13 protein-coding genes are annotated in these 13,886 nt (G+C 70.2%); 3 read left to right on the top strand and 10 right to left on the bottom strand.

Annotated elements, in window-relative coordinates; translation table 11 throughout:
- The first annotated feature begins 57 nt into the window (after positions 1-57).
- Positions 58-1,032, top strand: coding sequence for a helix-turn-helix transcriptional regulator (locus BDK92_RS25870; protein WP_121159039.1), 975 nt, complete (start codon positions 58-60; stop codon positions 1,030-1,032).
- A gap of 43 nt (positions 1,033-1,075) precedes the next feature.
- On the opposite strand, the gene BDK92_RS25865 is transcribed toward BDK92_RS25870, so the two are convergent.
- The 5 genes from BDK92_RS25865 to BDK92_RS25845 all read right to left on the bottom strand — a co-directional run bounded on the left by BDK92_RS25865 (position 1,076) and on the right by BDK92_RS25845 (position 6,465).
- The gene (locus BDK92_RS25865) at positions 1,076-2,767 is read right to left on the bottom strand and encodes a ribonuclease J (protein ID WP_121159038.1); all 1,692 of its coding nucleotides are present in this window, start codon (positions 2,765-2,767) and stop codon (positions 1,076-1,078) included.
- 82 nt (positions 2,768-2,849) lie between these two features.
- A complete protein-coding gene (gene dapA, locus BDK92_RS25860) occupies positions 2,850-3,776 on the bottom strand; it encodes a 4-hydroxy-tetrahydrodipicolinate synthase (RefSeq protein ID WP_121159037.1) in 927 nt (308 codons plus the stop codon).
- 79 nt (positions 3,777-3,855) lie between these two features.
- The gene (thyX, locus tag BDK92_RS25855) at positions 3,856-4,608 is read right to left on the bottom strand and encodes an FAD-dependent thymidylate synthase (protein ID WP_211349371.1); all 753 of its coding nucleotides are present in this window, start codon (positions 4,606-4,608) and stop codon (positions 3,856-3,858) included.
- Positions 4,609-4,660: 52 nt separating this feature from the next.
- Entirely contained in the window at positions 4,661-5,206 is a 546-nt protein-coding gene (locus BDK92_RS25850) for a DUF2752 domain-containing protein (protein ID WP_121162580.1), read from the bottom strand.
- A 29-nt stretch (positions 5,207-5,235) separates the two neighbouring features.
- Positions 5,236-6,465 (bottom strand): winged helix-turn-helix domain-containing protein, encoded by a 1,230-nt coding sequence (locus BDK92_RS25845; protein ID WP_121159036.1) that lies wholly within the window; start codon positions 6,463-6,465, stop codon positions 5,236-5,238.
- 149 nt (positions 6,466-6,614) lie between these two features.
- Here BDK92_RS25845 and BDK92_RS25840 point away from each other — a divergent pair, with 149 nt between their 5' ends.
- Positions 6,615-7,169 carry a GNAT family N-acetyltransferase gene (locus BDK92_RS25840; RefSeq protein WP_121159035.1) on the top strand — a complete coding sequence of 185 codons (555 nt, stop codon included), beginning with the start codon at positions 6,615-6,617 and terminating at the stop codon, positions 7,167-7,169.
- On the opposite strand, the gene BDK92_RS25835 is transcribed toward BDK92_RS25840, so the two are convergent.
- Positions 7,062-8,486 carry a glycosyltransferase 87 family protein gene (locus BDK92_RS25835; protein ID WP_121162579.1) on the bottom strand — a complete coding sequence of 475 codons (1,425 nt, stop codon included), beginning with the start codon at positions 8,484-8,486 and terminating at the stop codon, positions 7,062-7,064. The genes BDK92_RS25840 and BDK92_RS25835 overlap by 108 nt on opposite strands.
- 34 nt (positions 8,487-8,520) lie before the next feature.
- On the opposite strand from BDK92_RS25835, the gene BDK92_RS25830 reads away from it, so the two are divergent.
- Positions 8,521-9,141: a GNAT family N-acetyltransferase gene (locus tag BDK92_RS25830; protein WP_121159034.1), complete on the top strand. Its 621-nt coding sequence runs from the start codon at positions 8,521-8,523 to the stop codon at positions 9,139-9,141.
- A 56-nt stretch (positions 9,142-9,197) separates the two neighbouring features.
- Here the strand turns inward: BDK92_RS25830 and BDK92_RS25825 are convergent, their stop codons facing one another.
- The 4 genes from BDK92_RS25825 to BDK92_RS25810 all read right to left on the bottom strand — a co-directional run bounded on the left by BDK92_RS25825 (position 9,198) and on the right by BDK92_RS25810 (position 13,784).
- Positions 9,198-10,097, bottom strand: coding sequence for a carbohydrate ABC transporter permease (locus BDK92_RS25825; RefSeq protein ID WP_121159033.1), 900 nt, complete (start codon positions 10,095-10,097; stop codon positions 9,198-9,200).
- A 1-nt stretch (position 10,098) separates the two neighbouring features.
- Complete coding sequence (locus tag BDK92_RS25820; RefSeq protein ID WP_121159032.1) at positions 10,099-11,256, bottom strand: carbohydrate ABC transporter permease; 1,158 nt, start codon at positions 11,254-11,256, stop codon at positions 10,099-10,101.
- A gap of 118 nt (positions 11,257-11,374) precedes the next feature.
- Positions 11,375-12,622 (bottom strand): sugar ABC transporter substrate-binding protein, encoded by a 1,248-nt coding sequence (locus BDK92_RS25815; RefSeq protein ID WP_121159031.1) that lies wholly within the window; start codon positions 12,620-12,622, stop codon positions 11,375-11,377.
- A 145-nt stretch (positions 12,623-12,767) separates the two neighbouring features.
- Positions 12,768-13,784: a LacI family DNA-binding transcriptional regulator gene (locus BDK92_RS25810; RefSeq protein WP_121159030.1), complete on the bottom strand. Its 1,017-nt coding sequence runs from the start codon at positions 13,782-13,784 to the stop codon at positions 12,768-12,770.
- Between the last annotated feature and the right edge of the window lie 102 nt (positions 13,785-13,886).

Here is a 13,886-nt window from a genome sequence, read left to right as displayed (position 1 = left end):
GACGCTACGAGCCATCTAGGCCAGAACCTGTCCCCATTGCCGGGCAGACTGGGAACCGTGAGCAACACCCCCGGCCGGCTGCTCAAGCTGCTCTCGCTGTTGCAGACCCCGCGCGAATGGCCCGGCAGCGAGTTGGCCGCACGGCTGCGGGTCAGCCCCCGTACCGTCCGTCGCGACGTCGACCGCCTCCGTGAGCTGGGCTATCCGGTACAGGCGACCCTCGGCGCCACCGGCGGCTACCGGCTCGCCGCCGGCAAGGCCATGCCACCGCTGCTGCTCGACGACGAGGAGGCGGTGGCGATCGCGGTCGGACTGCGGATCGCCGCCGGGCACCCGGTGGACGGCATCGAAGAAGCATCCGTACGGGCCCTGGCCAAGGTGGCCCAGGTGCTGCCGTCCCGGCTACGGCACCGGGTGGGCACGTTCGCCGCCGCCCCCGTGCCGATGTTCAGCGAGGACGGGACGAACGTCGACCCGCAGACCCTGACGGTGCTCGCCTCGGCGGTCGCCGCCCACGAGCGGGTACGTTTCGACTACCGCTCGGTGACGGGAGAGGCGAGTCGACGGCTAGTCGAGCCGTACCGGCTGGTGTCGGCCGGGCGCCGCTGGTATCTGCTGGCGTACGACAACGAGCGCGCCGACTGGCGGATCTTCCGGGTCGACCGGATCGACGAGCCACGATCGACCGGGGTACGGGTGCCACCGCGCGAACCGCCCGATCCGGACGCCGCCGCCTTCGTCACCCGCAGGATGTACTCCCTGGCCCCCACCTACCGGGTGAGGGCGACCCTGCACCTGCCGGCCGAACAGGTCACCGTCCGGCTCGGCACGGCCGCCGGTGAAGTGGAACCGGTCGACGAACGGAGCTGCCGGCTGCACGGGCACGCCGACACCCTGGAGTGGCTGGCGGCGCGGCTGCTCAGGCTCGGCTGTGAGTTCCAGGTGCACGAGCCGCCGGAACTGGTGGACCACCTACGGGAACTGGGCAACCGGGCCCGACGCGCCGCCGGGGCGCAACCGGATCCGGTGTGACGGGCCATCGGCCTCGGCACACCGGATCCCGAGCTGACTGCGGTCAGACCTCGACCACGTTCGGCACGATCATCGGCCGGCGGCGGTACGCGTCGTTCACCCAGCGCCCGACCGTACGGCGAACGATCTGCTGCAACTGGTGCGGATCGGTGATGCCGTCGGTCGCGGCCCGGCTCAGCGCCTCGGTGATCAGCGGGATCACCGGGTTGAACGCCTCCGGGTCGTCGGAGAAGCCCTTCGCGGAGACGGTCGGACCGCCGACGACCTTGCCGGTGACCGAGTCGATCACCACGGTCGCGGCGATGAAACCACCGTCGCCGAGCATCCGCCGCTCGGTGAGGAGCGACTCCCCCACGTCACCGACGGCCAGGCCGTCGACGTAGACGTACCGGCTCTTCACGTGACCGACCAACGACGCCCGTCCCTCGACCAGGTCGACCACGTCGCCGTCCTCGCAGAGCACCACCCGGTCGGGGGCGACGCCGGACTCGATGCCCAGCCGGGCGTGCGCCCGCAGGTGCCGCCATTCGCCGTGCACCGGCAACAGGTTGCTCGGCCGCACCACGTTGAGCAGGTAGAGCAGCTCGCCAGCGGGCGCGTGACCGGAGACGTGCACCTTCGCCACGTCCTTGTGGATCACCGTCGCACCGGCCCGGGAGAGGCGGTTGATCACGCGGTAGACCGAGGTCTCGTTCCCCGGCACCAGCGAACTGGCCAGCACGACGGTGTCGCCGGGCGCGATCGTGATGTGCCGGTGATCACCCGTCGCCATCCGGCCCAGCGCACTCATCGGCTCGCCCTGCGAACCGGTGGACATCAGCACGATCTGGTCCGGCGGCAGGGTGGTCGCCTCGTCCAGCCCGACCACCAGGCCCGGCGGGATCTGCAACAACCCGAGGTCGCGGGCGATGCCCATGTTGCGCACCATCGAGCGGCCGATCAGGGCCACCTTGCGGTTGTACTCGGTGGCCGCGTCCAGCACCTGCTGCACCCGGTGCACGTGCGAGGCGAACGACGCCACGATGATCCGACCACGCGCCTTGCCGAAGATCGAACCGAGCACCGGGCCGATCTCCCGCTCCGGGGTGACGAAGCCGGGGATCTCCGCGTTCGTCGAGTCGGAGAGGAGCAGGTCGACGCCCTCGGCGCCGAGCCGGGCGAAACCGGCCAGGTCGGTCAGCCGCCCGTCCAACGGGAGCTGGTCCATCTTGAAGTCACCGGTGTGCAGCACCAGGCCGGCCGGGGTACGGACAGCGACCGCGAGCGCGTCCGGAATCGAGTGGTTGACCGCGAAGAACTCACACTCGAACGGCCCCAGCCGCTCCCGCGCCCCCTCCCGGACGGTGAGCGTGTACGGCTCGATCCGCCGCTCGGCGAGCTTCGCCTCCACCAGCGCGAGGGTGAACTGCGAGCCGACCAGCGGAATGTCCGGCTTGTGGGCGAGCAGGTACGGCACCGCGCCGATGTGGTCCTCGTGCCCGTGTGTCAACACGATCGCCTGCACGTCCTCCAGCCGATCGAGGATCGGTGCGAAGTCGGGCAGGATCAGGTCGACACCGGGCTGCTCGACATCGGGGAAGAGCACCCCGCAGTCGACCACCAACAGCTTGCCGTCGTACTCGAAGACGGTCATGTTGCGCCCGATCGCGCCCAGACCGCCCAGCGGTATCACCCGCAGCCCACCCACCGGCAGCGGTGGGGGCAACTCCAACTCCCGCGCTTGCGGCTGGCTCATGCCACCGCCTCGTCGCGCTCGACCACAACCGCCGCCTCACTGTTCAACTTGCCCATGTCGCCGACCTTACTGACTGACCCACTCATGCCGGCAACTCCAGACCGGCGTCCGCACAGTCGACCCGGAGCTGCGCCAGCTCCGCCTCGGTCGCGTCGACCAGCGGCGGCCGGACCGGACCGGCCGGCCGACCCGACGCGGCGAGGCCCGCCTTCACCAGGATGGTGCCCTGGGTCCGGAAGATGCCGGTAAACAGCGGCAGCAACCGGCGGTGCAGGAGCAGCGCCGTCGCGTTGTCGCCGCGGTCGTACGCCTCGATCATCTGCTTCGCCAGCGCACCGGTGAAGTGTGTGGAGGTGCCGACCAGACCGACCCCGCCGACCGCGAGCGAAGCCAGGGTGAGCGAGTCCTCGCCGGAGTAGACGGCCAGGTCCGTCCGGCTGGTCACCCAGGAGGTCGCGGTCAGATCGCCCTTCGCGTCCTTGACACCGACAATCCGGTCATGCTCGGCCAACCGCACCAGCGTCTCGGTGGCGATCGGCACCCCGCTGCGATGCGGGATGTCGTAGAGCATCACCGGCAACCCGGTGGCGTCCGCGACCGAGGTGAAGTGCCGCAGCAGCCCCGACTGGGGCGGCTTGCTGTAGTACGGCGTCACCACCAGCAGACCGTGCGCGCCGGCCTTCTCGGCCGAGACGGCCAGCTCGATGGTGTGCCGGGTGTCGTTGGTGCCGACCCCGGCGACCACCTTCGCGCGGTCGCCGACGGCCTCCACCACCGCGCGCAGCAGCTGTTCCTTCTCCGCGTCGGTGGTGGTGGGCGACTCGCCGGTGGTGCCACTGATCACGAGAGCGTCGTTGGCCTGCTCGTCCACCAGATAGGTGGCGAGCCGGGCCGCGCCGTCGAGGTCCAGCGAGCCGTCCGGGGTGAACGGCGTGACCATGGCCGTGAGCAGTCGCCCGAAGGGACGGGATACCGCCCGGTCGGCGGCGGCAGGGTGGTCGTGCGTCATACCGCTAACCTATCGGACGCCCAACCCCCGGCCACCGGGGAAGTCGCTGCTCGGTCCCGTCCCCGCTGCCGACCCACGTTCAGGACTGCTGGGCGTACGGACTGGCCGCCACCTCACTGCCGTCGGGCAGGGTGCTGATGGTGAAGTCGGCGAAGACGTTCGGTGCCACCCGCTGGAGCTGCCGGAGGCATTCCACCGCCAGCTCGCGAATCTCCACATCCGCATGCTCGGTGGCACGCATCGCCACGAAATGCCGCCAGGCGCGGTAGTTGCCGGTGACGACGATCCTGGTCTCGGTGGCGTTCGGCAGCACCGCACGCGCCGCCTGCCGGGCCTGCTTGCGCCGCAGCGTCGGGTTCTCCACGTCGGCGAAGCGCTGCTCCAGCCCCTCCAACAGGTCGTTGTACGCCCGTACGCTCGCCTCGGTCGCCTCGACGAACCGCTTGTGCAGCTCCGGGTCCTCGGCGATGGCCGCCGGCGCCACCACCGCGGCGTCCCGCTCCGGGACGTAACGCTGGGAGAGCTGCGAGTACGAGAAGTGCCGGTGCCGGATCAGCTCGTGGGTGAACGACCGGGACACCCCGGTGAAGTAGAACGTCACGCTGCCGTGCTCCAGCACGGAGAGGTGGCCGACCTCGAGGATGTGGGCGAGATAACCGGCGTTCGTCGCGGTAGCCGGGTTGGGCTTGCGCCAGGACTGGTAGCAGGCCCGGCCGGCGAACTCGGCGAGCGCCTGGCCGCCGTCCGCGTCGGTGGACCAGGGCACCTCCTCCGGCGCCTCGAACTGAGTCCACGCGATGAGCTTGACCTGCGGCGACACGATTTCCGGCATTCCAGGGACTCTAGTTGCCCCGGCTACAGCAGTGGCGGATGGGGCCGGCGGGTCAGACGTAGAACCAGGTGAACGGGGCCCAGGGCAGGTTGCGCAGCACCGAAAATGCCATCCAGGCGCCGAGGAACACCCCGATCGCCATCGGCCCCACGGTCAACCGGGGCAGCCGCCAACCGAAGAGCTGCTTCGAGGCCCAGGCCACGTAGAGGTAGACAACAAAGGGGACGGCGAAGACAAAGAGGATGTGGTGCCGGGCGGCGGCCGGTAGGTCGCCGTGGAGCAGATACCAGAACGCGCGGGTGCCGCCGCAGCCGGGACAGTCGAGACCGGTGGTCAACTTCAGCAGGCAGGTCGGAGCCGCGTCCGGGGCGCTGCGGGTGGGGTCGGCGTAGAGGGTGTAACCGACCGCGCCACCGAAGCAGGCGAGCAGGGCGATCGGGGCCAGCCAGCGCGGGGACCGGGTGGCGATCCGATCGAAGAAACGGGTGATCCGGTCGGGCCGCGCCACCTCGTAGACCGGCTCCCCCGGATGCGGCGCGACTTCCCCCGGAAAGGCAGGCTCGGCGGGCGGCATCGTCGATCCACCGGCGCTCGTCATCGCCACCCCACTCGTCGCATCGGCCGAACTCACCGTACACCGATGGTGCTTGCCAACGCGGCGGCGAGCGGGCCGGCAAGATCTCCCGCGACGGGCGGCGCCACCGCACTCAGGTTGAGCCAGCCGGCAAGCCGGCGCAGCTCGGCCGCGAGCGCCACGGCGGTGTCCGCCGGATCGGCCCCCGGCTCCAACCAGGCCGCCGGCACCAGCAGCACACCGGCCTTCCGGTCGGCCTTCAGGTCGACCCGGGCGGTGAACCGCTCCCCCTGCAGGAACGGCAGCACGTAGTAGCCGTACACCCGCTGCGGCGCCGGAACGTAGATCTCGATCCGGTAGCTGAGGTCGAACAACCGCTCGGTCCGGGCCCGCTCCCAGATCAGCGGGTCGAAGGGGCTGACCAGGGTGCTGGCCCGGATCCACCGGGGCACCCGGGCCTCGGCGTGCAGGTACGCCGGCGCGCGCCAGCCCTGCACCGCCACCGGGCGCAGCTCGCCCGCCTCGACCAGTTCGGCCACCGCCACCCGCGCCGCCGCCACCGGCAACCGGAAGTAGTCCCGCAGCTCCGGTTCGGCGGCCACGCCAAGCGACCGGGCGGCGATCGACACCAACCGCCGGTACGCGTCCGCCGGAGCCGGCGTCGGCGCCCCCACCACCGCCGGGGGCAGCACCCGCTCGGGCAGGTCGTAGCGGCGGGCGAAGGAGTTGGTCCGGCTGGCCGCGGCAACCTCACCGGCCCAGAACAGGAACTCCAGCGCCCGCTTCACCTCCGACCAGTTCCAGCCCCAGTTGCCGGTCTGCCGGGGTGCGTCGTGCTCGATCTCGGCGGCGGTCAGCGGCCCTCGGTCACGTACCTCGTCGCGGACCCAGGCGACCAACTGCGGCTGCTCCTGCGCGATCCGGCGCATCCCGCCCCAGGCCTCGTCCCGGGCCGCCGCCATCCGCCAGCGCAGCGCCGGGTGCAGGTCGACCGGAACCAGCGACGCCTCGTGCCCCCAGTATTCGAACAACTCCCGGGGCGGCTGATAGGCGGCCCGGTCCAGCAGGCCGGTCGGATAGGGGCCGAGCCGGCTGTAGAGCGGCAGGTAGTGGGCACGCTGCAACACGTTGACCGAGTCCATCTGGATCAGCCCGACCCGGTCGAGCACCCGACGCAGATGGCGCAGGGTCGGCACACCGGTCGGCATGGGATCGGCGAACCCCTGGGCGGCAAGCGCCACCCGCCGAGCCTGCCCCAACGACAAAGATTCCGAAACACCCACCCCGGAACCCTAACCACCCCTCCGACACACCCCGGGAAAGGAAGGGCCCCCTGTTATCGCTTTCGGTAGTACAAGGGCCCCTTCCTAACACGGCGGCGGCGGGGGCGGATGAGCTGGACTCGCCGCCCGGCAGGGGTTAGAACGGAGACGTGCTGACCATCCGACCCGAGGAACCCGCCGACGCCGAGGCGGTGGCGAGCGTGCACGTACGCACCTGGCAGGCCGGGTACGCGGGGATCATGCCGGATGAGGTGCTGGCCCGGCTGAACATCCAGGCGTGGGCGCAGCGGCGACGCGACGTCGGCACCGCCGAACCGGACCACCCGTTCACCACCCTGTTGGCGGAACGGGACGGCACGGTGATCGGCTTCACCACCTTCGGGCCGTACCGCAACAACCAGGACCGGGACGACCTCGACCACACGTACGGCGAGATCCTCACCATGTACGTCGACCCGGCGCACTGGGGTACCGGGGTCGGCCGGGAGCTGATGAGCGCCGGGCTGACCGGGCTGACCGGACGGGGCTGGCGGGACATCCGGCTCTGGGTGCTGGCGGAGAACGAACGGGCCCGCCGCTTCTACGAACGGGCCGGACTAGTCACCGACGGCGAGCGGTCGACGTACGAGATCCACCGGACCGGGGGACGGCCGCCGCTCGGGCTGATCGAGCTCCGCTACGCCACCCGCCTCGGTGCGCCCTGATCCGGGTCCACCGCCGGCCACCGCACCGGGCCCGGCCTCCGGTGTCGGGCGAGCCGGTGCGGCCGACCGGAACCGGTTGCCGATCGGCATCCCGACCAGCAGGGCGATGCTGACCCAGACGTAGGCGTTGCTGCCGAGGAAGCCGCCCACACCGGTGGAGTCGTGCTCCCAGAGCCAGACCAGGCGGCTGCAGAGCACCCCGTACGCGATGATCGCGAAGGCCAGCAGGCCACGTCGCCGGCGGCTGCCGACGGACGCGGCGACCCCGTGGTCGACCACCAGCACCAGCGCCGGGATCAGCCAGACCAGGTGGTGCACCCAGGTCACCGGGCTGACCAACGCGCCGAGCACCCCGGTCAACGCCAACCCGGCCACCTCGTCCCCGGCGGCGACCGCAGACCGCACCCGCCAGGCCCAGACCACCAGCGCGGCGACCACCAGCACCAGCCAGGCCAGGGCGCTCGGGTCGGCCGGATCGAGCCGGGCAACCACACCCTGAAGTGACTGATTGGAGATGAACGCCAACTCGCCCACCCGGTCGGTGTCCCAGAGCGCGGTGGTCCAGAACTCACGGGAGGCGTCGGGCGCCACCGCCGCCGCGATCAGCGTGGCCACGGCGGCGGTACCGCTCGCCGTCACGGCCGCCCGCCACCGGCCGGTCACCAGCAGGTAGACGATGAAGATGCCCGGGGTGAGCTTGATCGCGGTGGCGAGGCCGATCCCCACCCCGGCCCAGCGCCGGTAGCGGGCCGGGTCCCGCCGGCCGACCGGTGGACGTCCCGGCAGCGCGTGGCCGGGCACGACCTGCCCCGGTGCCGCGTACCCGGGGCGGACCAGCCAGAGCAGGTCGGCCGCGACCAGCACCAGCAGCAGCATGTTGACCTGACCGAAGTCGACCGTCTCACGCATCGGCTCGAACGCCGCCGCCAGGCAGACCGCCACCGCCAGCGCGAACCAACGGGTCCAGCCCGTCCGGCGGGCGACGGGGTCGACCAGCCACCAGAGCAGCAGCACGCTGACCAGGGCGGTGAGGGCCACGCTGAGCACCGTCGAGAGGAGGAACGGCAGGTACGCGAGCGGGAGCATCAGCAGCGCCGCGAACGGCGGATAGGTGAAGCCGTACTTGCTGTTCGGCTTCAGCCAGTCGTAGATCTCGCCTCCCTCACGGGCCCAGTAGTGCAGGGCACCGGAGTAGACCTTCAGGTCGAAGAAACCGTGCCCGACCGCCGCGACCGAGAGGAAGGCGGCGACCAGCACCGCCAACGCGATCACGAAGAGCACCTGGTACCGGGTCTGCCGGAAGGCACCCTGCGCCACCGTCGTCTCCCTCGCGTCCGTACGCTCACCGTTCATGGCTCTCGGGTACGTCCGCCCGGCGCGTCCATCCGACGCCGCCGAAATCGCACGCATTCAGCTCGCGACCTGGCGGGTCGCCTATCGCCGGTTGCTCCCCAAGCACGTGCTCGAACGGTTGGACGAGGGGTGGCTCGGCAAGCGGTGGAGCGCCGCGATCGAGGCACCGCCGTCCGGTCAGCATCGGGTGCTGGTCGCGATCGAGCAGGCCGAACAATCGTATCTGGTGGGTTTTGCCGCATCCGGACCGGCGGACGAGCAGTCCCTCGCCCCGGACGAACCAGCGGACGCCCTCGGCCCGGAGGTGGTCGCGGTGACCGACCTGCTGGTCGAGCCACGCTGGGGCCGTCGAGGGCACGGCAGTCGGTTGCTGGCGGCCAGCGTCGACCTGTGGCGTGAGGACGGCTTCGGTACGGCGGTCGCCTGGGCCTTCGACGGCGACCCGGCAACCCGGGCGTTCCTGACCAGCACCGGTTGGGAGCCGGACGGGGCGAGCCGGGCGCTGGACGTGGACGACATGCTGGTGCCCCAGTTGCGCCTGCACGTGGCCGTCGGCGCCGCCCCGGACCCCGACGCCGCCCCGGACCCCGACGCCGTGTCGGGTCCCGCCACCAGCTGAACGGGACCCCGACGCCGGCTGGGTGAACCGCTGACTTCGGGGCCCGTACCGGTCGGTCAGCCCTTGTCGGCGCCCTGGTTGGCGTCGCGGACGAAGTAGCGCTGGAAGACCACGAAGATGATCGCCACCGGGATGGTGGCGAGCAGCGCGGCGCCGAGCTTCAACGGGTACTGCGTACCCACCCCGAGCGAGCCGCTGACCAGGTCGGCGAGCCCACGCGGCAGGGTGAACAGGCTCGGGTCCTGGACCGCGACCAGGGTGTGCGGAAACTCGTTCCAGGAGCCCTGGAAGGAGAGGATGGTCAGCGTGATCAGGGCCGGCCGGGCGCTCGGCAGCACCACGGACCAGAACGTACGGAACACCCCCGCGCCGTCGATCCGGGCCGCCTCCTCGACGCTGACCGGCACCGACTCGAAGAACTGTTTCATGATGAAGACCCCGGCGGCGTCCACCAGCAACGGCACGATCAGCGCCGTGTACGTGTTGTAGATGCCGAACTGGTTCAGCACCAGGAACTTCGGGATCAGCAGCACCACCCCGGGAACGGCCATCACCGCCACCACGGCGGCGAAGACCCCCGACCGGCCCGGGAACCGCAGTCGGGCCAGGGCGTAACCGGCGAGCGAGTCGAGAAAGATCCGGCCGATCGTGACCACGACCGTGACCAGCAGCGAGTTGCCCAGCCAGAGCGGGAAGTTGGTCCCCTCGAAGATGTGCTGGAAGCCATCCCACCGCACCGGGTGGGGCACCGGGGAGAGCGGGTTCGCCGCCGCGTCCGGCTCGCTCTTGAACGAACTCGCCGTCTGGATCACGAACGGGTAGAGGAAGACCAGCGCGAAGAAGATCAGGATGGCGTACCCGACGAAGCTGGTCGCCAGGGTGCGCGGCGTACGGCGCCCGGGGGCGACGGCTCCTGCCGGCGTACGTTCCCGGGGCGGTTCGGTCACGACGGCCATTTCACGAACTCCGTTCGGACCGGCGGAACCAGCGGTGCGAGCGAACCGAGTCCCGGTCGCGCATCAACCGCCGCTGCGCCAGGGTCAGCACGATGATGATCAGGAACAGGACGAAGGAGATCGCCGCGCCGTTGCCGTAGTCGAAGTCCCGGAACGCGGTGCGGTACGAAAGGTAGGCCGGGGTGAGCGTGGTCTTGGCCGGATTGCCCTGGCTCATCACGTAGATCTGGTCGAAGACCTGCCACGACCCGATCAGGCCGAGGGTCAGCACCAGGAAGAGGGTGGGCCTGATCATCGGCAGGGTCAGGTAGCGCAGCCGCTGCCAGCGACTCGTGCCGTCCAGCACGCTCGCCTCCTCCAACGCCACCGGCACCCCCTGGAGCGCGGCGAGGAACATCAGCATGAAGGTGCCCGAGGTGGTCCAGACGACCAGCGCGATGATCGCGGTCAGCGCCACGCTCGGCCCGGCCAGCCAGTCCCACCAACTGAGGCCGAACGGCCCACCTGCGGTGAGCGCGGCCGGCGGCTGGTCCACCCCGAACAGCCCGAGGAAGAGGTGCAGCACGCCCCGGGAGTCGGAGAACCACTGCGGCCCGTTGATCCCGAAGATGCCGAGCAGCCCGTTGATCGCCCCGGAGTTCGCGAACAGGAAGAGGAAGACCACGCTGATCGCGACCGAACTGGTCACCGACGGAAAGTAGAACGCGGTCCGGAAGAACGACTTGCCCTTGAGCATCCGGTGGTTCACCACGAGCGCGAGGCCGAGGGCGAGCGCGGTCTGCACCGGTACGACGATCGCCACGTAGTACAGGTTGTTCCGCATCGAGGTCATGAAGTCCCGGCGGGCCAACCCGTCCTGGGTGAAGAGGTGGGCGTAGTTGTCCACGCCGACAAACGGGACCTTGCCGGTGAACGGGCTGCCCTGGCCGTTCCAGGAGGTCAGGCTCACCCAGAAGGCCATCAGAATCGGCAGCAGCAGGAACAGACCGAGGATCACCACGACCGGGGCGACGAAGACCCAGCCGGCGATCCGCTCGTTGCCACGGATACCACCACGCGTACCGCCGCGGGGACGACCCCGCCGACCGGATCGGCCGGATTCGTCGGGGCGGCCGGATTCGTCGGGGCGGCTGGAGGTGGCCAGCACTCCGGAAGCCATGCTTCCTCTTTTCGGGGTGGGAAATTCACTGCTTTTCGGGGTGGGAAATTCACTGCGGGTGGTAAGGAAGGGCCCCTTGTACAACGGAATCCGATAACAAGGGGCCCTTCCTTCGGGCTCAGCCGGCGAGGTTGGCCGCGGTGTTCTTCTGCAGGTTCTGCAGGATGGTCTTCGGGTCGGTGCTGGCCAGAGCCGAGAGCTGGGCGTCGAAGTCGGCCAGGACGCTGTCCATCTTCGGGGCGTTCACCGGGCCGTGGGCGTAATCGGCGCCGTCGATGAACGGCTTGTCGGCCGGGAACGCCTGGGTGTACTGGTCCCGGGCCGACTCACGCGACGGCATCACACCGAACGCCTTGGCGAAGGTCATCTGCTGGTCGACGCTGGTCATCGCCTCGACGAACTTGATCGCCTGGTCCTTGTACTTGCTCTTGGCGGCGATGCCCCAGCAGTTGGTGAAGGAGAGCGTGCCCTTGCCCTTCGGGCCCGCCGGCAGCGGGTGCACCGAGTACTTGACGTTCGGGTAGTCGTTCTGCAGGCCGCCCTTGATCCAGTTGCCCTCGATCGTCATCGCCACCTTGCCCTTGCCGAACGCCTCGCCGGCCCAGCCGGCGTCGAGCTGCTTCGGGTACTGCGCGAGCCCACCCGCGAGCAGGCTCTTGACGTACTCCAGGGCCTGGAGGTTCTCCGGGCTGTCGGCGGTCGCCTGCTTGCCGTCGGCGCTGGTGATCCAGCCGCCCGCCTGGGTGAGGAACGCGCCGACCCGGTCCCGGGTGTCGCCGATCACGAGCGGGACGATCCCCTTCGCCTTGATCTTCTGCGCGGTGGCGGTGAGCTGCTCCCAGGTGGTCGGGATGTCGGCGTCGGTCAACCCGGCCTTGGTCCACTGTTCGGTGTTGATCTCCAGGGCCAGGGTGGAGAAGTCCTTCGGCGCGCAGTAGAACTTGCCGTCGTAGGTGAAGGTGGTCCGCAGGCTGTCGTAGAAGTCGTCCTTGTCGGAGAGCTTTTCCCCGTACGGTTCGAGCGCCCCGACGCTGGCGTAGTCGGCGAAACGACCGGCGTCGACGTAGAAGACGTCCGGCGGGGTGCCCCCGGCGAGTGCCTGCCCGAGCTGCTGGGTGAGGTCCTGTGCCGGGGTGACGGTCGCGGTGTTACCGGAACCGCTGGCCCACGCGGCAGCCGCGTCCTGTACCGCCTTGGTCTCGGCCGCGCCGGACGACCCGATCAGGATCTGCAACGAGGCCGGCCCGCTGCTCTGGGGGCTCTCGGACCCGCCGTCGTCGAAGCCGCCGCCGCAGGCGGAGGCGCTGAACAGGGTCGCCGCGGCGATGCCCGCCACGGCCGTACGCCGGATGAATCGTGGTGCCATCTCGATCTCTCCTGGTGGGGGTGGGATTACTCCTGGTGCGAAGTACGACTTGTCAGTGCGGTACGAACTTGTCGGTGCGGTCTGCCGCCGGTGGAGCCGATCGGCGTGGCCCGAGTAGGCCAGGGTGTCGACACCGGGCCGGCGGTCAGCCTGACTGCCGGACCACCAGCGACGGCGTGAGCAGCACCTGGGCGGGGCCGCCACCCGGGTCGCCGGCGCCGTCCACACCGCCCCCGTCGAGCACGGCGGCGAGCAGGTCGACGCAGCTCGCCGCGGCCTGGGCCAGTGGCTGACTGACACTGGTCAGTCCGATCGCCTGGGCGACCGGGGTGTCGTCGAAGCCGGTGACCGCTACGGCTGCTCCCCGGTCCCGTACCGCCTGGAGGGCGCCGAGCGCCAGTGAGTCGCTGGCGCAGACCAGGGCGGTCGGCGGCAGCTTCAGCTCCAGCAACTGGCGGGCCACCTCCTCACCCTGCGTAATACCGTCCGGCGTCTCCCGATTGAGCTCGGCCGGATCGACACCGGTCGCCGAGACGGCCGACGCCCAGCCAGCACGGCGGTTGTCACCCACCCCGGAACCCGCCGGCCAGCCAATGAAGGCTATCCGTTGGTGACCTTGTGTAACTAGATGGGCGGTGGCGGCAGCGGTGCCGGCGGCACCGTCGACGTCGACCCAGGGATAGCGTTCCGGCGCGTCCCAGGACCGACCGAAGGTGACGAAGGGCACCTTCCGCTCGGCCAGCCAGGCGGTCCGTACGTCTCCGTGGTCGGTGCCGGTGAGCACGAACGCGTCCAGGTCGTACGCGCCGAGCAGGTCGTCGTAGGTGGCGATCTCGTTCGCCGCGTCCGTGGCGGTGTAGAGCATCACCCGGTAGCCGGCCTCGCCGGCCGCCTCGGTGAGCCCGTGCAGGAAGCGGTCGAGCACGGAGCCGTTGATCCCGTCGCGGGTCGGCTCGATCCGGACCGCGATCAGTTGGGACCGGCCGGTACGCATCTGCCGGGCCGCCTGACTTGCCCGGTAGCCGAGGGCCGTGATCGCCGCCCGGACCCGCTCCCGGGTCTCCTCGCGGACGATCTCGGGAGTGTGGATCACGTTCGAGACGGTCTGACGACTGACCCCGGCCTGGCGGGCCACCGTCGCGATCGTCACTTTCTGCGCCATAAATCCCTCCTCCCGTCTTGAACGTTCAAACTCTGATGGGGCATTATTGGATCGTTCAAGTTTCTGGAATGTTTCGCATGTTGCACCGCCCACAACGATCTG

Source organism: Micromonospora pisi, from assembly GCF_003633685.1.
In the GTDB taxonomy this organism is placed as follows: Bacteria; Actinomycetota; Actinomycetes; order Mycobacteriales; family Micromonosporaceae; genus Micromonospora_G; species Micromonospora_G pisi.
The sequence above is the reverse complement of the archived record's forward strand: the minus strand, read 5'-3'. Positions and strand labels throughout refer to the sequence as shown.